This window comes from Bacillus sp. FJAT-27245 (genome assembly GCF_001273955.1).
In the GTDB taxonomy this organism is placed as follows: Bacteria; Bacillota; Bacilli; order Bacillales; family Cytobacillaceae; genus Bacillus_D.
The window spans coordinates 531,760-553,004 of sequence record NZ_LIGI01000001.1 but is presented as its reverse complement, the minus strand read 5'-3'; the positions used below and the strand labels follow the sequence as shown (position 1 = coordinate 553,004).

16 protein-coding genes are annotated in these 21,245 nt (G+C 44.5%); 1 reads left to right on the top strand and 15 read right to left on the bottom strand.

Going from position 1 to position 21,245, the window contains the following annotated elements; all coding sequences use genetic code 11:
* Positions 1–3: 3 nt before the first annotated feature.
* The 7 genes from ADU24_RS02645 to ADU24_RS02615 form a co-directional block, all read right to left on the bottom strand.
* Complete coding sequence (locus tag ADU24_RS02645; RefSeq protein WP_053365178.1) at positions 4–1,005, bottom strand: ABC transporter ATP-binding protein; 1,002 nt, start codon at positions 1,003–1,005, stop codon at positions 4–6.
* Between the two features lie 14 nt (positions 1,006–1,019).
* Positions 1,020–1,931, bottom strand: a complete 912-nt coding sequence (opp4C, locus tag ADU24_RS02640) for an oligopeptide ABC transporter permease (protein ID WP_082306784.1) — start codon at positions 1,929–1,931, stop codon at positions 1,020–1,022.
* Between the two features lie 15 nt (positions 1,932–1,946).
* On the bottom strand, positions 1,947–2,909 hold the full coding sequence (locus tag ADU24_RS02635) for an ABC transporter permease (RefSeq protein ID WP_053365177.1): 963 nt from the start codon (positions 2,907–2,909) through the stop codon (positions 1,947–1,949).
* Between the two features lie 166 nt (positions 2,910–3,075).
* A complete protein-coding gene (locus ADU24_RS02630) occupies positions 3,076–4,683 on the bottom strand; it encodes an ABC transporter substrate-binding protein (protein WP_053365176.1) in 1,608 nt (535 codons plus the stop codon).
* Positions 4,684–4,699: 16 nt separating this feature from the next.
* Positions 4,700–5,917, bottom strand: a complete 1,218-nt coding sequence (locus ADU24_RS02625; RefSeq protein ID WP_053365175.1) for an S-layer homology domain-containing protein — start codon at positions 5,915–5,917, stop codon at positions 4,700–4,702.
* Positions 5,918–6,229: 312 nt separating this feature from the next.
* On the bottom strand, positions 6,230–6,418 hold the full coding sequence (locus tag ADU24_RS02620) for a hypothetical protein (protein WP_053365174.1): 189 nt from the start codon (positions 6,416–6,418) through the stop codon (positions 6,230–6,232).
* An 876-nt stretch (positions 6,419–7,294) separates the two neighbouring features.
* The gene (locus ADU24_RS02615; RefSeq protein WP_053365173.1) at positions 7,295–7,582 is read right to left on the bottom strand and encodes a DUF5658 family protein; all 288 of its coding nucleotides are present in this window, start codon (positions 7,580–7,582) and stop codon (positions 7,295–7,297) included.
* 178 nt (positions 7,583–7,760) lie between these two features.
* Here ADU24_RS02615 and ADU24_RS22880 point away from each other — a divergent pair, with 178 nt between their 5' ends.
* Positions 7,761–7,973: a hypothetical protein gene (locus ADU24_RS22880; RefSeq protein WP_156324500.1), complete on the top strand. Its 213-nt coding sequence runs from the start codon at positions 7,761–7,763 to the stop codon at positions 7,971–7,973.
* A 143-nt stretch (positions 7,974–8,116) separates the two neighbouring features.
* Here ADU24_RS22880 and ADU24_RS02610 read toward each other — a convergent pair whose 3' ends face one another.
* From ADU24_RS02610 to ADU24_RS02575, 8 genes are all read right to left on the bottom strand, one after another.
* Entirely contained in the window at positions 8,117–11,554 is a 3,438-nt protein-coding gene (locus tag ADU24_RS02610) for a trypsin-like peptidase domain-containing protein (RefSeq protein WP_053365172.1), read from the bottom strand.
* A 227-nt stretch (positions 11,555–11,781) separates the two neighbouring features.
* Positions 11,782–12,867: a D-xylose ABC transporter substrate-binding protein gene (gene xylF / locus ADU24_RS02605; protein ID WP_082306783.1), complete on the bottom strand. Its 1,086-nt coding sequence runs from the start codon at positions 12,865–12,867 to the stop codon at positions 11,782–11,784.
* 20 nt (positions 12,868–12,887) lie between these two features.
* Positions 12,888–14,420, bottom strand: a complete 1,533-nt coding sequence (locus ADU24_RS02600) for a response regulator (protein ID WP_053365171.1) — start codon at positions 14,418–14,420, stop codon at positions 12,888–12,890.
* A complete protein-coding gene (locus tag ADU24_RS02595; protein WP_053365170.1) occupies positions 14,395–15,861 on the bottom strand; it encodes a sensor histidine kinase in 1,467 nt (488 codons plus the stop codon). The genes ADU24_RS02600 and ADU24_RS02595 overlap by 26 nt, the downstream gene beginning before the upstream one ends.
* Positions 15,854–16,834 carry a sugar ABC transporter substrate-binding protein gene (locus ADU24_RS02590; RefSeq protein ID WP_053368743.1) on the bottom strand — a complete coding sequence of 327 codons (981 nt, stop codon included), beginning with the start codon at positions 16,832–16,834 and terminating at the stop codon, positions 15,854–15,856. Before ADU24_RS02590 ends, ADU24_RS02595 begins: the two co-directional genes overlap by 8 nt.
* Before the next feature lie 249 nt (positions 16,835–17,083).
* On the bottom strand, positions 17,084–18,259 hold the full coding sequence (locus ADU24_RS02585; protein WP_053365169.1) for a sugar ABC transporter permease: 1,176 nt from the start codon (positions 18,257–18,259) through the stop codon (positions 17,084–17,086).
* Between the two features lie 12 nt (positions 18,260–18,271).
* Entirely contained in the window at positions 18,272–19,792 is a 1,521-nt protein-coding gene (locus ADU24_RS02580; RefSeq protein WP_053365168.1) for a sugar ABC transporter ATP-binding protein, read from the bottom strand.
* Positions 19,793–19,884: 92 nt separating this feature from the next.
* Entirely contained in the window at positions 19,885–20,997 is a 1,113-nt protein-coding gene (locus ADU24_RS02575) for a sugar ABC transporter substrate-binding protein (protein ID WP_053365167.1), read from the bottom strand.
* Between the last annotated feature and the right edge of the window lie 248 nt (positions 20,998–21,245).

Below are 21,245 nucleotides of genomic sequence, written 5' to 3'. Positions count from 1 at the left end.
TTCTTATGCCTCCCAGCGATTAGTATATTTCCAGCAGCGTACTTGTTCTTCTTCCGAAATGACGACCGTTTCCGGCATCTCCGCACGGCATAAATCCCTTGCATATTCACAACGCGGTGCAAAACGGCACCCTGGCGGAAGATTCAATGGATTCGGCACGACACCGTCAATCGCATACAGTTGGCCTTGCTTCTTTTCCGGGGTCGGCATTGATTTCAGAAGGCCTTCGGTATAAGGATGTTTCGGGTTTTCAAAAATAGTGAACACATCGCCTTGTTCAACAATTTGACCGGAATACATAACGACAACACGATCGGCCATTTCCGCTACTACCCCTAGGTCATGCGTGATGAGCATAATGGAAGTATCCAGCTTCGCTTTAAGGTCTTTCATCAGTTCCAAAATCTGATTTTGGATTGTAACATCCAATGCTGTTGTTGGCTCATCCGCTATTAATAACTCCGGATTGCAGGCAAGCGCTATCGCAATCATGACACGCTGCCTCATCCCGCCGCTCAGTTCATGAGGGAATGCCTGGACACGGCGTTCAGCCTCGGGAATCCCAACCAATTTCAATAGTTTAATAGATTGTTCCATAGCCTGTTTCGGGGTCATTCCCTGGTGCAAAACAAGAGACTCGGAAATCTGGTCGCCAACGCGGAAAACCGGGTTCAACGATGTCATTGGTTCCTGGAAAATCATTGAAATTTTATTTCCCCTGATTTCGCGCATCTCGTGCTCGTTTTTTTCCAAAAGGTTTTCCCCGTCATAATTGATTTCGCCGGCAACGATTTTACCCGGAGGGGAAGGGATAAGGCGGATAATGGACAATGAAGTCTGGCTTTTTCCGGAACCGGATTCGCCGACTATCGCCAGTGTTTCACCTTTTTTAATTTTAAAATCAACGCCATCCACTGCTGGGACAACCCCATCTTCAGTGAAATAATGGGTTTTTAAATTTTTGATTTCCAAAAGAGTTTTTTTCTCTGTTACTGTTGTACTCATGCTTGTCCTCCCCCCTAGTTCTTGTTACGCGGATCCAAAGCGTCGCGTAAACCGTCTCCGACAAAGTTAACAGACATTACTGATATTAGTATTAATAAACCAGGGAAAATCGCTACCCATGGATAAAACATCAAGGTCGACAAGTCCTGAGCCTGGGTAAGCATATTGCCCCAGCTTGGTGTTGGCGCCTGGATTCCGAGCCCAAGGAAGCTAAGGCTAGCTTCAGCCAGGATATTCCCCGCAATGTCCAAAGTAGCAATTACCGTAATCGGCGCAATCGCATTTGGCAGGATATGATAGAAAATAATGCTAGGCTTTACTTCGCCAGTGGCCCGGGCAGCTTCAACAAAATCCCGTTGCTTCAACGTCAGGATTTCGCCGCGGACAATACGCGACATGCCTGTCCAGCCAACGATACTTAAAACAAATACAGTCGTCCAGATGGATGGGACCATAATTGACGCGATGATAAGCAGCAAAAATAGTGAAGGAATTGACTGAATGGCATCAACAATCCTCATCATGACGTTATCAACCGCACCGCCAAAATATCCTGCAACCGCTCCATATGTTATGCCAATTAACAGTGTGAACACCATTGCAGCCAACGCAACTGTCAACGATACCCTTGTCCCATATACAGCCCGGCTGAATACATCCCCGCCAAGGCTATCGGTTCCAAACGGATGTTTCAGGCTTGGGGATAGATTCGCTTCTTCATAAACATTGGTGTATGGATCATGCGGAGCAATTAATGGTGCAAGTATCGCCATCAAAATTAAACAGCTAAAAACGATTAGGCCGATAACAGCCAATTTATTCTTTTTGAATCTTTTCCAGACGGCAGCTGAGCGGGTCTCAATTTTTCCCTGCTCCTGCCACTCGGTCAATATTGCTTGATTATCTGCCAATTTTGGGACGCTCATCTTAGGCTACCTCCTCTAGTTCTTTCCATATTGGATGCGTGGGTCCACGATTGCGTAAAGGATGTCGGCAAGCAGGTTCCCCAGAACAACCATTACTCCCGCAAACATTGTTGTCCCCATGATTATTTGGTAGTCCCGGATAAAAATGGCATTTACCGCCAAGCGGCCCATTCCCGGCCATGCAAATATTTGCTCGACAAACAATGCTCCGCCAAATAGGGCAGGCAGCTGAAGTCCCAAAATTGTAATGAGCGGAAGAAGGGCATTCCTTAATGCGTGCTTATAAATAACCTTGTTTTCCGATACTCCTTTTGCTCTTGCCGTCCTAACATAGTCCTGTTTAATGACTTCCAACATACTTGAACGCATGTAACGGGACTTGCTGGCTATCAAACCGAAGCACAGTACGGATGCTGGCAAAATGAGATGCTTCAGGCGGTCCAGGAAATCGAAGCGATCATAGACAGACATCATGTCACTCGGAGGAAATAAATCAAGTTTTAGAGAAAAAAGTAGTATTGCCATCAAAGACAGATAAAACGAAGGCACTGCAATCCCCACATAGGTGAATGAGGTGAAAAAGTTATCGAAGAGAGAATATTTTTTCACAGCCGAATAAACCCCGATTGGAACCGCAAGAATAACCGAAAATACAATTGCAACCCCCATCAGGAGCATGGTTGCGGGTATCCTTTCAAGGATTTTTTCCATTACAGGGCGGCCATCCTCGAATGAATAACCTAGATCCCCGTCGACCACAAGCAGCTTCAGCCACATAAGATACTGTATGTAAATCGGTTTGTCTAAGCCTAATCTTTCTTCAATCGCTGATGTATCGACGGCATCCGCGCCTTCACTGCTTCTATATACATCGAGAGGGCTTCCTGGAGCCAATGTCATCAAAAGGAATGAGATTATTGAGATGATGATTAATAGAGGAATAGCTTGGAGACTACGCCGTATGATATACTTCCACATTTAAACTTCCCCCACTTTCCATTGCACGAATGGTGATTTATTTAACCTTTTAAGAATAAGAGCCGTAGGGACTAGACTGTCACCTACGGCTGCTTATGTCAGGTCATTTCTAGTTATTATGCTTAAATTTCAATTGGTGCCAATTGGCTGTTGGCCAAGTACTTTACTATTTCCTCTTCTTAGGATCATTCCAGTACCAGTCTTCTATATTGAAGTAACGGGAATAAAGTGAGAATTTAACGCCAGCCAAGTCTTTGTGCATGCCCGCGAATCCTTTTGGATGGTGCAGCCACAGGCTGTGTGCGTTGTCGTTCAGGATTTTGTGCAGCTCATGGTAAAGGGTGTTACGCTTTGCGGCATTAGGCTCTTTACGGAAATCTTCCAAGATTTTGTCAACGCGCGCATCTTTAACGCCTTGGTTGTTGTTGGACGGGATTTGGCCTGAATGCCATAGGCCATACTTGTCAGGGTTATTTCCAAGATTCCATGCGCTAACGTGTGCAGTTACTTCGCCTGAGTCGATTTTCTCGAGCCAGATTGAGAAGTCGTAAGAACGGATAGTCGTTTTTACGCCAATCTTCTTCCAATCCTGCTGGGCCATCTTGGCGATGTCTTCACGGACTTTGTTACCGTTGTTGTAAGTCAGGGTAATTTCCATAACCTTGCCGCCCTTTTCGCGGAAACCGCTTGAACCCATTTTCCAGCCGGCATCATCGAGAAGGTCATTCGCTTTCTTTACATCGTAAGCAAGTGGTTTAATATTTTTGTTGTATTGTGCTTCCATCGGATGGATTGGCCCACTAGCAAGCTGGGCATTCTTCAATAGAACTGTGTTGACGATTGCCTGGCGGTTAAGGCCAAAAGACAACGCCTGGCGTACTTTCATATCAGCAAACAATGGATCTTTCTGGTTCAAGCCGATGTAGTCGTAACGGCCCTGGTCATACTTAACAATTTTCAGGTTTTTGTTCTTTTGGACCGTTGCAACACTTTTCGGGTTGACTGATTCAACGAAATCTACCTGATACTTCAGAAGGTTAACAACTTCAACGTTCGCATCCGGAAGGATTTTCATTGTGACCTGATCCATATAAGGGCGGCCATCCCAGTAGTCCTTGTTTGCAACAAGTACAACGCGCTGGGCTGTTTTCCACTCTTTGAATTTGAACGGTCCGGAACCAACAGGGTTGCGGTGGAAGCTTGAGTCGTTAAAGCTCTTAACTCCATTAGGGAATTTATGCTTCGGAATAATAGAAAAGCTAATTGCATATAGGAACAACGGTGAAGGATCCTTCAAATCAAATACAACTGTGTATTTGTCTTTTGCCGAAACCTTGTCAATCATGGAAATAGTACCCTTGTATGGGTTGATGGAATCTTTATGCATCAGCATTTGATATGTGAATACAACGTCATCCGCAGTCAATGGCTTGCCATCATGGAACTTAACATCCTTGCGCAGGTTGAAAGTGTATTTCTTCGTATTGTTTTCGACTTTCCAGCTTGTTGCAAGGCTAGGGATGATATTGTTTTTGATGTCAGCAGATACCAGTCCATCAAACATCATGCCTTGTAGGCGGTTGGATACAGCGTCGCTAGTCGTTCCAGGTGTCAGGCGTGTCGCATCAGCGAATGTACTGAATACAAGTTTGCCCCCGACTTTCTTCGGATCGAAGCCTTTACGGGCTGCCGCATCGGCAGGCGCCGCAAATGTCGACAAGATCAGGATCAAAGCTATTCCTGATAGAAATAGTGTTTTAAACTTCTTGAACAAGTTGATTCCCCCTCAATTATTTTTTCGTCGTTGCGTCAATCGTTAATACTGAACCAAACTTTTCAGCAGTGATAGTTGCTTCCAGTTTTCCTTTCAGGTCTTCAAGCTTTGCTTCCTTGCCGTCAAGGGTAACTTTTACTTCGTCGTTGATCGTTAATGTTTCTTTATAGGAAGCATTTAGAACGACCGTCAACTTCTTTCCGTCTACTGTGATATCTTTCTTATTCACCTTTGTAATGTAAGGGTAGATCGCTGTTACTTCATCATCCTTCGTAAAGAATGCCTGTGCACCGAATTCCGCACCATTCTTCAGGTACTCATCGATTAACTTGATGGAGAATTCCTGAGTAGGGCTGTTTGGCAGGGATGCAACAAATGCATTAAGGTTTACATCTTTTGTGAATGAACCAAGGTTCCACTTTGCATTTGTCAGCTTCAGCGCGCCTTCTTCAGCATCAAGGATTTCACCGCCATAGAAGGCAGCCTGGCCTTTTTTGTTGAGGATGACTGTAGCTGGGCTTCCAATTTGGACATCCTCTGCTGTCACAGCCTGGTCACCTACAAACAAAGAAGCGTTTGACGCAAATGTGTAGTCAGTTGTGTCGGAACCGTTATTCAACGAGAAGCCTTTGTCCGTAACAGCTACGACTACGCCATTATCAGTCTCGAAGTTTCCTTTAAGAGTGATGAACTTGTCAAACGCAACCGCGGCTGCTTCCCTTGTTACTACTTCATCAAGGTCGACATCGATATCAAGGACATCTTTGCGGACCAGGTAGAATAAGAAATCGATCGGGCGGTTTGTCCAGCCCTTTTTCAAGCCCAAGCCCTGTGCCAATGCTTTGCTCATTTCCGCATATGTAACACCATTTTGCGGGTGAACGTTCCCATTGCTTACGGATAGGTAGCCGTTATTTACCAATTTAAGAGTATTCGTATAATTGGAGTTCTTTGAAGACAAATCCTTGAAAGCAACTTTCTTGCCGGTGCCCAAAGACATGACCTGGTTGACCATGTATGCGAAATCGAGCCTTGTCAGCTCACCTTCTGCATCAAATACATCACCAGGGTTTTTCATGACTCCCAGGGAAACTAACTTGTTAATGGATGTTTCGCTCTGGGAACCCGACGTATCGGCAAATTCCACTGCGTAGGCATTGTTCACTACTGCGAAGCTAGGTAAGACCAGGGAGCAGGATAACGCTCCGACTACAAGCAACTTCTTAAAATTCATTTTGTGGTTTCCCCTCTCTTGAATATCTTTTTCTTTATCTTGATAGTGTTTTCGGTTAAAGTTACGAGCCCTCCTTTTTAACATTTTTTGTACTTATTGGAAAATTGCGATACTTCTATAGTATTTATAACATATATTCCCTTGGAAAATACTCTCGTTTCGCTAAAAAAAGATTAACAATTATCAAACATATTCGAATAACGAAAGACTCTGATTTTTATAGTTGAACAGCTAGTTATAAGTGATATTCCTATTAAAAACTATGTTTTTTTGAAAAATTAGCTGCAGTCAACATAATAATTCCACCAAGGTTTAACGAAATTCTAACAAAAATGTTGCTTTTTTCTGATATTTCAGAGATAACAGAAAAAATAACCTCTTAAAATCTACTTTTAATTTTAAAGTTAAGTAATAAAAATAGGAAAAATTACCCTCAATTGTTACAGTTACAGGAATTTGAATTCTATTTTTCCCTGAAAGAAATTCTTCCTCTTTCGCCATAAATTTTTACTTCCGAGCTATTTAGTTAGTTCTATTATCAAAGGGATTGAAATAAGAAGGTTTGTAATTAAATACAGGAAGTTATTAAAAAGTTAATTAGGAAAAAGTTACTTTTACTGTCGAAGGTTAATATAGTACAAAAGAACCTCTCCGTTATTTGAACCATGCAGCTTCTTTGGCTATTCTCGTTAAAGGGAGCTTTAATTAGGCACTTAAAGGTGGAAGAATTTTTATTCTCGTCCTAAATGAAATTGAAGCACCTTTTTCCTCTGAATCTTTTTCCCTATCTCTCCAGCCATGAATTTCTAACGGAATTTCTAGTTTTTGCATCCACAATTTTTTAACAATTGTTAATTTGTTGGATTTAGTTTTAAGCTGTTAAGCACTTTTGGCTGCAATCAGCCAAATGGCAAGCTTCAATTAAATTACCCGAATTGGGGAATATAACTAAACAATCCAATTAAAAACCACCTAATGCCGGTAAGCATCGGTGGTTAATCAGTATTTCATCACTATATTTTTTGGCTGTAATAATTCCTGCCATTATAATCCTACCTGCACCCTGCAATTTTACGAACCTCAAACCTTTATTTCTAATAATTTCTACTTACACGCAAGCGAAATTAGCAAGCCAGACACATGCCCCTTCTTCACATTCTTCCATTGACCATAGTAAGCTAATAAATTTTTATAGTTTTAATATATGCTCCGTTGTTATGCTTCTATAACGGGATACATGCTTGATCCTTCTTTCGGGAAGCTTTCTCTGACAACCCATCTAAAACGACTCCCTTCTATAGTAGTAGGAAAGAGTAAGTTTCTCCTATTTTCGAATGGCTAAAAATTGAATTGCTCGCTATTCCCGGCAGTTCTTTTTCATACGATAAGGATTGAAAGCCAATAGAGATGCATAGCTGCAATTAGAAGATACACTCCATTTCCAACCGCAACGAAAATTTTAAAGATTGGCTTGGTCACATTGGCCTTCCTCACCAGTAAGAGAATGGCCAGGCTTAACGCCAGCTTCAAGAATAGGATAGCCCCGGGAGGCATCCCCGCTAACAATGGGTTAGCTTCATTAAACAGGAGTGCTTTCATACCTGCATATGTCGCGATACCGTCCAGAAAATTCAAGGCTGCCAAAAGGTAAATCCATTTTATCATCATCCTCCCCCTCATTGCCCTTTATGAAAGGTTACTCCAATGGTAAAGCCAATTATTCCTTTTAATTTATATTCAGGAGAAATGGGCGCCCATTTTAAATAAAAAAGGTACATGCCCCATACAGCTTGTACAAAAGATGCATAGTATATTCCAACAAACGATGGAGGGAGGGAAAAATATGGGACGCAATTTTTCAGGTCACAGAAACAAATGCCACAGGAGAAACTTTGAAGAAGAATTTGATTTTGAAAATGTGGCAGGKGCTTTTGAGGATGAATGTGATTTTGAAGATGTAGCAGGTATTTTTGACGAAGAAGATTTCAGGAGACGACCTATTAGAAGGAGCAGATTTTGCCGTGCAGTTCGACGCTGCCTGTGCCGAGGTATTTAATAATGGTTGATTACCGCTGCAAACATCACTGCCGTTTCTAAATATCCTCTCATTTTCAGGAAGGCCAGGGCGTAGTTTGCCCTGGTTTTCTTTTTTACAAAAAAAATCACCCGATCGATATGACCGAGTGATTGGTTAGTGTACTATTGGGCCTTCATAGCCAGCGCGCCGTCAGCTGAAAGGAGGTATTTCATGACATTTTTTTTAGGAAGGAGCGTTCCTGCAGCCGCCTCTTTAAAGGTGACAAGCAGACTGCCGTTTGTTACTGCCAGGTAATCAATTTCATGATTCAGTTCATAATGCTTGATTCTTTCAAATGTTGAGTAATCATAGATGTCGAGCCCTTTACCGGAGCTTGCATAAATCCTGTTGCTTTTCAGGTCAAATGCGATTTTTTTAAAAGGGCTATACAGGCTGCCCGCATATTTCATATCTTCACCGTACCTGGGGCCGGTTTGCAGGACAACGCCGGATCCATTGAAAATATAGTTCCCATCGGGGGAGACCTCCATATTTACCTTGAGGGAATAGTGCCCATGATACGGGGAATCGTAGGTGGCAGCTTCCTTTCCATCATTGAACTGGTACATCTGGATATCACGCGGGCTAGTTCCGCTATCGGTCGCATATAATTTTCCCCCGGCCGGGACGATTACCAGGGTGGAACCCCTGAGAACCGAAGTGAATTTCCCGGTTTCTTCAAACGTACTGCGCGAATAGGCCCTTAAGTCAGTCCAGCTGTAGCCTCCGTTATTGGAAATATAAATATATTGATCGTCGGCGACAATATCGGCCGGGTCCATTGGAATATCAAGCTGCCTTACCAAGGTGAAGCTATCTGCATCAACAACCGCGAATGCACCATCGGGTACCTCGCCATATACATAGCCTTGCTGTTTTTTGAGTGTTACGTATATCTCATTATTGGCAAAGAAAAGCTGGCCAAGCGGATATGTGAACGTAAGCTTTCGTGTTTGCTTCGTATCAAGATTGTATTCCAACAGGTCTTTCCCGTTCAATCCATAAAGGACTGGCTTCGCCGGATGAAGAATTTCTTCATTCATATCACTCGGCATGATAGCCTTGTCGAAAGACACAGGGATCTTTGGCAACGCCAGCCCTGTATTCACGATAGTTACAGCTTGCTCGGCAGGCTCCTTCGTTTCTGCTGAAGGCATAGTCAAGAGGCCTTCAGGTGTTAATGGATAGGTTTTAATCAATTGCTTTGGCAGTGTGCTCGTGGTGTCCTTGTAAACAACGACAAGCTGCCTATCACGGACAAACATTTGCTCCACATCAAATTGCAATGTAAATTGGCCAAGCTTTTGGAAAGTGGAGTAATCGTACACATCAATCCTGTTTTTCGAGCTTGTATAAAAACGGTTATTGGCAAGATTGAAAGCAATTTGTTTATACGTTTGAGGCAGTTTTGCCAAATACGTCAAGTCCGTGCTCCTTGCAACCGAGGCATTCAACACGACCCCCGATCCATTGAACAAATACTTTCCGTCCGGTGATACAGTCATGTTCGTATCCAGTGGGTAGTCGCCATGGTACGGAGAATCATATTTGCCGGAACTCTTTCCGCTAGTAAATTGATACGATTCAACATCCCTCGGGGAGGACTCGGTCGTGATCGAATATACCTTATTCCCTTCTGGATGCATCTCTAGGAACGACCTTTCCCGGACGCCAGTAACATTGGCTGTTTCCAGGAGCGTCTTCCTGGAAAACACCTTCATATTCGTCCATTGGCCCGAGCCGCTTATGATGTAGATAGATTCTGAGTCTGCTACAATATCAAATGGATCCAAGGGAATATCGACCTGGTCAATGAGCGTCATTGTTTCCGCATTGATAACGGCAAAGGCTCCCTCCTGATTCTCTTCCCACCAGTAGGAGCTGTGCTGGCCCTTCGGCAGGGTTACATACAACTCATTATTTGCAAAAAAGAGCCGTTCCGGGGCAAGATTAAGTGTAATTTTCCTAGCCTGTTTCGTTTCAAGGTTGATTTCGATGACGTCCTTGCCTTCCGCAAGGGCGTACAAGATTGGCTTTTCAGGGTTCATTGCAATTTCGCGCAGCTGTAATCCGGGTGCAATTTTCTCCAGGCTGGCAGGGAATGTACCTTGCGGTGCCGTTGATGGCGGAGGGTGCGTACCAGGATTTGCAGGCGGAGCCTCTTCCGTTTCCTCGTCCGCATATCGAGGCAGCGCATCATAGGGAATGATGGCTAGCTTTGAAGCCGGCTGGTTTTTAAACGCCTGGATCCATGATGTGGCATGGTTGATTCCAACAGCAAAGTTCAGATCCCCGCTTTCGAAAGCGGCAGCTGTAACCCCGATAACTTCCCCATATTTATTGAAAAGGGCCCCGCCTGAGCTTCCATGCGTGATTGGCGCTGTAAATTGAATAAGATTTGTCGTAATGCCTTCGTATGCTATTTTATGAAGATTACTGATAATCCCCGCCGAGACCGTGTTCATCAATCCCTCGGGACTCCCTATTGCTATAATGGGATCGCCTTTTTCCAGGTAATCGACGTTCCCTAGCTGCAATCCCGGCAGTACCATGTCATTGGCTGTCCCTAGCAGGGCTAAGTCATTATCGGCATCGTATTTTACAACACCGCGAATCCTGATTTCTTTTCCATCATTCGTAAAGGCTGTGACACGGTAACCGCCTTCAACTACATGAAAGTTCGTTAGGATCGTGCTTTTTCCTACTATGAAACCGCTGCCCTGGCTAAGCGGTTCATCATTTTCATCGTAAACCTCCAGATAAACAATACTGTTCTCACTGGCGATAATTTTTTTCATGATGATCGTTGGCAGCCCATTCGCGGACAGCCCCTTTTGTTTTAAAAGAAGCTCATAGGATTCCGCAAACGGACGGTAGAGGGCCGAATTGCCCCAAACAGTACCTAGCTGGTTATTCATTTTTTCAACCTGGCTGAAAATGGTATCGTTTTTTCCGGAATCCATAACTTTTGCAAGCAGGTTCAGTTCCCCTTTTAAAACGGCTGCCGTCCTGGTTTGGCTCAGGCTTCCTTCGGGTACTGGTTTGTATTTTTTTGAAAGAGCTTCCCTTGTCGATTTTCCATATACAAGCCCTAGTGATCTTGCAAATTTGCCAAGCTCGAATTTCAGGGAATTATAGGCCGTAAAAGTCCCGTCACTGGACGGATTCTTCCCATAGGCTGTCAGAAGGTTTTGCGACATGAGCTTCATCCGCTCGCCGACGCCGATTGTGTTGTTATAGGCAATTGCCCGGGCATAGGTGCCTTCAGCTGCCGTAATCCGCGCCTCAAGCTTTCGGCGGGTCGCTCCGCTTTTCAGTTTTTTCACAGCCGCGGCGGCATTGGCCAGGCTTGTTTTTGTACTGGCCATCAGCTTTGATGGCACAGCTTTCACCGTTTTGCTTTTTTCATAGTTAATGAGAGGTGAAACCTGCTTTATGTACGATTCGGAAATCCCAACAAGCTGCTCCGGCGTATACGTTTTCGCCATTCCCGGGATTGCTCCGACAGTACCGGTAAAAAAGAAAATTGTCATCATAATGACTATGATTCTGTGTTTCATCGATGTCCCTTCCTCGCAAATTGATAAAATTACCTAAACCGGCAATTAATTTTAACACCAAAAAGAAAAGGAAACACTGGCAATTTGAGGCAAGACTTAATGGGTTAAGAATCATGAATAGCCTGGACAGTTGTCCAGGCTTTCCTGTTCTTGAGAATGGAGAGTTGTTCTTTCCTTCGGATAATAAATATTCATAACTGCGAGGTGCCGAGTATCACATATCTCTCTTACCGGTAGACATCCTCTCTTGAATGGAATCCGTCGGCAATAATTGTTTCTTCAATATTATTCTTGTCGACGGCGATTGGAGTTAGCAAAACGGAGGGAACACCGATTTTTCCGTTGTTAATTTTCCTGTCCGCTTGCGTATGCCCCCCTTTTGCGAGTAATACCGCCAGTTCGGCTGCTTTTTCGGTCAACGACTTTATTGGTTTGTAGACAGTCATCGTCTGGTTTCCTTCAACAATCCGCTGGATTCCAGCAAGCTCCGCATCCTGCCCGGCTACAGGGATTTTTCCTGCCAGACCTTGTTTGGCAAGCGCATTGATGACCCCTCCTGCCGTTGCATCATTTGCGGCGATAACTGCGTCAATACGATTGTCATTCGCTTCAAGGGCAGCCTCCATGTTGGCCTGGGCGTTTACCGGGGTCCAATCCTTGCTCCATTGGTCGAATACAACCTTGATGTCCCCCCTGTCAATGAGCGGCTGAAGGACGTTGAACACACCTTTTTTTAACAGATGTGCGTTATTGTCAGTACTTGCCCCCCCTATGTATACATAATTTCCCTTTGGCACCAGTTTCGTAATTGCTTTTGCCTGCAGCTCCCCAACCTGTTCGTTATCAAAGGATACATATAAATCGATATTTGCATTTTTAATAAGCCGGTCGTACGCAATCACCTTGATTCCTGCCTTGTGCGCCTTGTTGACAATTGTGGCGGTCGCCTCGGCATTATGCGGAACCATAACGAGGATGTCGACGCCCTTGCTAATTAACATTTCAGCCTGGACGATTTGAAGGGCATCATCGCCGTTCGCCGCAAGAATTTCAACTTCCGCGCCTAGCGATTCGACAGCTCTCTGAAATAAATCCCGGTCCTTCATCCAACGTTCCTCCAGAAGCGTATCCATGGAAAAGCCTATTTTCAGCTTATCTTGCAATAGTTCCCTTCCCCCGGATTGAACGGTTTTTTGCGGTTGCGGCCGGCTTGGTCCGGTTTTGCGCTTATCCCATTGTTCACACCCACCGGCAGCCACACAGAAAACGAGAAAAAGCAGCAATAGTTTAATAGGACGAACAGTGTTTCCCATGAGGCCACCTCCTTTCCCCATCACCCTTTTTTCCAAAGGAGCGTCCTTCTATACTCCGTCGGTGAAAGGCCGTACATTTTCTTAAATACCTTGCTAAAGTAGTTCGGCTCATGATAGCCAACCTCAAAGGTAATCTCTTTCAAGCTTTTTTCCGGGTCGACCATTAATTTTTTTGCCTTTTCCATTCTGCACTCGGTCAGAAAATCAATATAATTGATCCCGAGTTTTTCCTTGAACATTTTACTAATGTAAATTGGGCTCAAGCCGACTTTCTTTCCCAAGTATTCAAGGGAGATATCCTTATGCGAGTGGTCAACGATATACTTCTTGATTGTTTGAATCGTGTCAGCTTCAAGTCGATTGTAGTGTTTTAGATAGGATTGCCTCATCCGTTCAAGGAGGTGGCCCGTCTCGGCCCGGAGCTGGCGGTAATCGCTTGCCTGGAAAGAATACAGCGGAAATTCTGCTTCCACTCCAATTTCGCTCATAATCCTCGAAGCTATCCAAAGCAATTCAAGCATGCGCTGCTGGATTTGAACCAAATCGGCGGACTCATTTTCATACCTTCTAATCAATTCCATAAAGTCTGTATATAGTTCATCCCACTTCCCGAGCCGGATTTGATCAAAGAATTGTTTTTCCCGTTGCTTTGCTACTGAATAATCAGCAGTGGCGTCCAAAACTGGTACGTCCGAATAAAAACGGAATCTCCTGGGCTGATTCGGATCCATCGTCGCAATCAATGATTCCTGGTATGATTGCCTCGTTTGATTTAGAGAGCGGCATGGATTTCCGATTCCGACAAACCAACCTGGCGAATCTCCTGATTTCGCAAGGGATAGAATTTCATTGGCCAGCGATACGGCCTGGGAGCGAAATTTTATCTCCTGGTCTCTGAAAACGATAATCGGCAACTGGCGGCCATACAATGCTCCGACCCAGCAACTAGAGGTTATTCGAACCTTTTCCTTGATTGCTGCATAATTTCCCTCTCCCCCAGCCGGGAGCAGGACGCTCATGACAAACTGTTCATCCGTTGACCGTATGCCGAGCATTTCAACAAGCATATCCAAATGGACTTCATGCACATGATCGAATAACAGTTGTGTGACGATATCCGTTTCGGCAAGGGCTAGCGCTTTTCGCAATGTTGCCTGCTGATGGCTTGTTTCCTTCCACTCCTCCTGAATCTGGGCAAGCACGTTCCCGACTGTTGCGATAATTTCACTCGCCTTGCTTGGTTTTAACAAATAATCCTTAACGCCCAGTTTAATTGCCTGGCGCGCATATTCAAATGTGTCATAGGCAGTTACCATCACAAATTTCGTTTCCGGAAAGGCTGTACTTATTTGTTCCACCGCTTCCAGGCCGCTCATTCCAGGCATCTTAATATCCATAAGGATTATATCTGGCATGAATTCCCCTGCCACGCGCACCGCGGCTTTTCCATTCTTCGCCTGCCTGATGGCGAGCCCAGGAAATGCTTTTTTCAAAATGGCCTCAAGTCCTTCCCTTTCAACCTGCTCGTCATCCACAATGAGGAGTTTGATCAAGCTTCTCCACCCTCCTTGTTTTCGGCAAATTCAGGATTACCTTGGAACCCGACCCGGGGCTGCTTTCGATTTCAATGACATCTTCCCTGTTATAATAAAGCCGTAGCCTTTTCACTACATTCGTAAAGCCGATGCCGGTTGATTGGCTATCGTTTTCAAAGTCAGCTTCCTCAAGAATTTGCCTGATTTTGCCGTAGGGAATGCCAGGCCCATCATCTTTAATTTCAATCCTTACCCTGTCACCATGATCTATTATCCCGACCATGACATTCCCGCCTTCCTCCCTTGGTTCAACTCCATGGATGACTGCATTCTCGATGATTGGCTGAAGCGTCAGGGCGGGAATCCGGATATCGAGGCATGATTCATCTATCTCCATATGAAGTTGAAGCCGTTCGGTGAACCTGGCTTTTTGAATTTCCATGTACTGGCGCAGGACTTCCATCTCTTCATAGAGCGTGACTGGCCTGTCCATCCCCTTCAGGTTGTAGCGCAGCAGCCCGGCCACGCTTACAAGTAAATCGCTCGTTTCTTCGGATCCATCAAGATACGCTTTTTTCGACAATGTATTTAACGTATTAAACAAAAAATGTGGGTTAATTTGGCTTTGCAGCCCGCGGAGTTGGCTTTCTTTCAGTAAAAGCTTGCTTTGCTGAAGTTCATGTTCGAGCTGCGCCTTTTGCTGAATTTCGGAGATCAGGTTATTAATGTTCATTCTCATCCGATTGAATGTTTCAGCCAGGAAGGAAATTTCATCGTTTGAACTCACCTTTATCTCCAGGTCAAAGCGGCCTTTTGACAATTCGTTGGCCGCGCTCGTCAATTGTTTAACCGGCCTTGTAATGCTAAGTGAGAACCAGTATGTCAAAAGGAGCAATAGAAATGTAATTAATAGAAGAAGCCAGACCCCAAGCTGTTTCAAGGCGGATGATTGCTCGATGATAAGCCGGTAGAATTGGTCATACGTCTTAAGCTCTTTATCAATTAGTGTAAGGGTCACTTCCGATATATATTTCGAAATCCTTGTTGCTTCAGCAAATTCCCGCGCCGAGGCCTCCGGATCGTTCTCGGCACGGTATACAAGGGACCGGTCCGTCGTTTCTATCAGGCTATCTATGAGATTCTTATAGTTTGTCAATGTAAATTCATTTTCTGAGTTGCGAAGAATCGCAACTCCATATTTCGCTTCCTTGAATGCTTCCTTGCTTTTATTCAAATTTTCAAGGTTGGCCGGGGTTGGTATGAGCAAGTAGTTATTCAAGTCGCCTATCAACCGCTGGCTTGTGACTGTCACTTCGTTCATCCGCAAATACCGCTGGAGTACATCATTGTATTTCATTTGTGTTTTCTGGTTATAATATGTAAGCGCTATCCAAATTGCAGCCATGATAAACAGGACGACAGCAGCAAGCAGCCATATTTTCTTCTGGATTCTATTCATCGTTGCCTATCGCCTTCAGAACCCGTATTTCTGTAAGGTACCCATCCACATCAAGTGGAACAGCCTTTCCATCCAGCCAGTTTACCAGCAAATCAACACTCATCTTTCCCATCACCTCGGGGGATTGTTCAATCATCCCATCAAGTTTACCCTTCATAAGCAGCGATAGGGATTCGGAGCCATCATCAAACGTATAAATATGAAAAGGCTCCACTTTCGATCGCTTTTTGATTTCCTGAATCATCGGGCCGGCAATATTTGCATTTACAGCGATAAAGCCGTCCACATCAGGATGCCTGTTCAGGATGTTTTGGGTAGTGGAAATAATTTGCTCCCTCGTACCTATTGTATCAGCGTGAATGGTCCGTATAGCTGGGTAGGCATCCAAAACTTCGCGAATCCCAGCCAGCCGCTGCTCCTGATAATACTCATGGTGGCTGTCATACATCAGGATGACGCTCCCGGAGACTCCCATATCTTCAACCAGCTGTTCGGCAATCATTTTCCCTGCCAAAACCTGGTCGGAACCGACATACGTCCTTCTAAGGCTTTCCGCTTTCGGCACATCATTCGCAACCGTTATGATTGGAATTCCATAAAAAGCAGCTTTCACTTTTGTTAATTTCTTAAATTCATCCGTATCCAGCCCCTGGACAATAATGCCATCCATCTTTGACTGAATCGCAATTTCAACCTTTTTTAAAAATTCTTCCTGGTTGCCGCCATAACTCCCCCAAACTTCAAGGCTCGCCCCTTCCTTTTTCGCCTCATTCAATGCACCAAGGCCAACCTTGTCCCAAAATGGGGTTTCGAGCTCTTTTGTTATTAAAACAAGCCTGTATTGCCCCTTTTTCGATTCATAAGCAACGGGAAGATTCCATTCAAATTGAAACACTTTTTCAACAGACTGGAATGTAAAGTAACATAGGATGATGCCAGCCAAACAAAGTACTGCAATGCCTGCCTTTCGCAAGGGCGGAGTCTCCTTTTTCCAGTAATCAACTAATTTCATCATATCATCTACCTGCATTTTCTCAATAGTAGTAACAAGAGGTTTATGTGGCGATTGGAGGTTTTTTTCCGGATCGGCAGTTTGGTTAACATATCGCTTAATAACCGGAAATCCGGCTCCGATGTTAAGTTGATGAATCAGGAACAAGAGGCACCCACACAGCGGGTGCCTCTTACACAACATGAATAAATTTGTCTTAGGCCACACGCATTAACCGCGTTTTTTCCGGGTCATGACGTCAAAAATAACCGCTATGGCAAGGACGCCTCCCCGAATCATGTATTGATAGGAGATTCCGACCCCGAGAAGGTTCATCCCGCTCGAGAGGGAGGCCATGACAATCGCGCCGATAATAGCACCCGTAACCTTTCCGACGCCTCCGGCCGAGGATMCCCCGCCGACATAAGCTGCAGCAATCGCGTCAAGTTCGAATAGCGTCCCAGCGGTCGTTGTAGCGGATTGAAGTCGGGATGTAAACAAGATCCCTGAAAGGGCCGCCAGCATTCCCATCGAACCAAACACAATGTAGGTAATTTTATTTACGTTAATTCCGCTCAGATGCGCGGCTTCCGGGTTGCTCCCTACTGCATAAATATGCCGTCCAAGTACGGTTTTCTTTGTAAGGAAATGATAGATGGCAACAACAAGGAGCATAATGATAACCGTCCATGAAAMCCCATTATMCCCCGCCAATATCCAGGTAATATAAGCAATAATGGAAGAAACAAATACGAGTTTCACGGTGAAAATCCCCTTGGGAACCACTTCAAACTGGTATTTGATTTTATTCCTTCGCGTCGACAATTCACTGTAGATGTAAAACAGAATAAACAAAGCCCCCAAAATCAGCGATAGCAGGTGCAGCCCGTTCACTTCAATAATTGAGGGAATAAAACCGTTTCCAATTGCGTTAAAGGCTTTATCCTTAATAATGATTGTCCCTGTTTGTTCGGTTACCTGCAAAAGCGCACCCCGGAAAATGAGCATCCCGGCAAGCGTCGCGACAAAAGCGGGAATCCCGAACCAGGCAATAAGAATACCATTAAAGAGGCCGATAACAATTCCAATTAAGAGGATAATTGGAATCGTAATATACATTGGAAGCCCTGCTTTTGTAAGGAGGATTGCGGTGATGGCGCCGAGGAATCCGGCTGCGAATCCGACGGAAAGGTCGATGTGGCGGATGACGATCACAAGCGTCATCCCTACTGCCAAAACCGCAATATAGCCGGTTGAGTCCAGTAGATTGCTAATATTTCGGGACGACATGAACAATCCATCCGTCATGAACGAGAAGGTCAGCATGATGAAGAGCAGGGCAATATACATGCCATAGTCCCGTATATTCTCTTTGACCAGTGTTTTCGCTTCAGTATAAAAATTCACAGGTTTCTCCTCCTATTGCGTTGCAAGCTGCATGATGTTTTCCTGGTTCGCTTCCTCAATTGGCAGCTCGCCCTTAATTTCGCCTTCCGCCATGACATACACCCGGTCGCTCATCCCGAGCACTTCCCCCAGTTCCGAAGAAATCATGATGATGCTCATGCCTTCGCTGATCAGCTGGTTCATGATTGTGTAAATTTCAAATTTGGCGCCAACATCAATCCCGCGCGTCGGTTCGTCCAAAATCAGCAGCCTGGGACTGACAAACAGCCATTTCCCAAGCGAAACCTTCTGCTGGTTGCCGCCGCTCAAATTGCCGACAACCTGTTCCAGGGAATGGGCCTTAATGTATAAATTATTTTTGAATTCCGTTACCTGCTTTACTTCTTCGTTTTCATTTATGATGCCTTTCTCGGCTACCTTTTTCAGTTGTGCCGCGGAGATATTGTTTCTTATATCCTGAATTAAAAACAGTCCATCCCCCTTCCGATCCTCCGTGACGTAGGCGATACCCGCTTTAATTGCATCACTCGGATGCCGGAACGACTTTTTGGAACTATCTACCAGCATTTCCCCCTGAAGTTTATACGCCTTTGGGTTCCCAAAAATGCTCAGTGCCAGTTCCGTGCGCCCCGAACCCATTAGCCCGGCTATCCCTACAATCTCGCCTTTTTTCACATGAAGATTTACTCTTTTAACTAAATGCCTTCCTAACTGAGGGGAATATGCCGACCAATCGCGAAGCTCCAGTACTTTATCCCCGAACTTCTTCATTTGCCTTTTTGGATAAATGTCATCAATTTCACGGCCAACCATGTTTTTAATAATGACATTTTCGGAAATTTCCCCTTTTAAGGCATCCAATGTGCAAATGGTTCGCCCATCACGGAGAACCGTTGCCTGGTCGGAAATGGAGATGACTTCCTTTAGCTTATGGGAAATCATAATGCACGTAATTCCCTGTTCTTTTAACTCACCGAGCAGTTTCAGTAGGTTTTCGCTGTCGTCCTCGTTAAGCGCGGCTGTCGGCTCATCAAGAATCAGCAGCTTTACATCCTTGCTTAGTGCTTTTGCAATTTCAACAAGCTGCTGTTTGCCGACGCTTAAGTCTTTTACAAGTGCTTCCGGGTTTACGTCAAGCTTTACTTTTCGAAGCATTTCTTTCGCCTTGACAATTGTTTTGTTCCAATCCACGACCGATCCTCGCTTTACTTCATTCCCCGCAAAAATATTTTCATAGACAGTAAGATCCGGGAACAGCGCAAGCTCTTGATAAATAATGACAATTCCGGCCTTAACACTGTCACTGATTTTTTTGAATTGCTGGACGTTCCCCTCAAAGACGATATCCCCTTCATATGTGCCATAGGGATGCACCCCGCTCAGTACTTTCATAAGCGTTGACTTGCCCGCTCCGTTCTCGCCTATAAGGCAGTGGATTTCACCTTTTTTCACCTTGAAATTGACGTTTGTGAGTGCTTTGACACCTGTGAATTCTTTGGAAATATCGTTCATTTCCAAAATGTATTCGCTCAATCCAATCCCTCCCTTAAACGAACAACTGTGGCAATGGCGAAAAAGTGATAGACGCATCTATCACTATTCCGCAACGTGCTATGCTTTTTTCTTTACAATCCTGTGAAGTCTTTTGCTTCGTAGTATTCGGAATCAATCAGTTCTTTTTTAACGTTATCCTTATTAACAACAATGACATCGGTTTGCTTCGCTTTTACATCGATGCTGCCGTTGTTGTAGGAACCGGTAGTTTCAGGGTCCTTTTTATCAAGGATGTCAACCGCCATTCCCATTGCATCTTTAACTAGTGTACGGACATCCTTGAAAACCGTCATCGATTGTTTACCGTCAATAATATATTGGATGGACGCCTTTTCAGCATCCTGGCCTGTTACAACATAGCTTGTAATCTCATCGTCTGTCGCAAAAACATCAGCGATTGAACGGGCTGTTCCATCGTTTGGTGCAAGTACTGCCACATCGCCCTTCATGTCGGGCGCGGCTGCGGTCAAATGGGTTTGGGCCTTATTCTTTGCCTCATTTGGATCCCAGTTCGTTGTAACTTGTCCGATAATCTTGCTAAGCTGGTCACGAGAAAGTTCGGCAGTATCCTTCAAGTTGTTTGCTTCGCTTGAGTTGGCGATTTTGAACGTTCCATCTGCAATTTTTGGCTGAAGCACGCTCCATGCACCCTGGAAGAAAAGGAATGCGTTATTGTCGGAAGCCGCCCCTGCATATAGATACAAAGGAACGTCTGATCCATTCGCATGATCAATCAGGTATTGGGCCTGCGCTGCACCTACCGCAAGGCTGTCGAATGTTACATAATAATCGACCGCATTCGTATTTGTTATTAAGCGGTCATAAGAAATAACTTTCACGCCGTCCTTTTTCGCCGCTTCAACCGCCGCTGCCGCTGCATCCCCATCATGAGGGCAAATAATAAGGACTTGGATTCCTTTATTCAATAAAGTTTCAACATTTTCTTTTTCCTTGGCAGAGGATCCTTGGCTGAACAGGATTTCAGTGGTATATTTTGTGCCTTTCAGCGCATCTTTAAATCTTTGCTCATCCTGGACCCATCTTGGTTCATCTTTCGTCGGCAAGACGATGCCCACACTTACCTTTCCACTGTTTCCGCTCGTACTTTTGTTACAGCCTGTCGCAATAACCATGAAGATCATAACCGCAATAATCAACGAAATGACTTTCCAGTTTCCCTTCATCATAATCCTCCTTTTAAAGTGGCATTTATGCCTGTAATTCAATTATTCAATAAAAAACATGCCTTTGAAAGCGCTATCATTAGCATTCTTTTAATATCGTCTATACTTTTTTAACCTTAAGAAAAGCTATTTAAGTGAAGCAGAGACATATTTTCTATTTCTGCTGTTCACCTGATGATTGGTTGGCACATTAGATTTAGCGGGTAATTTTGTAATTTCGGCTTTTATCGATAATTCGCAAATTCAAA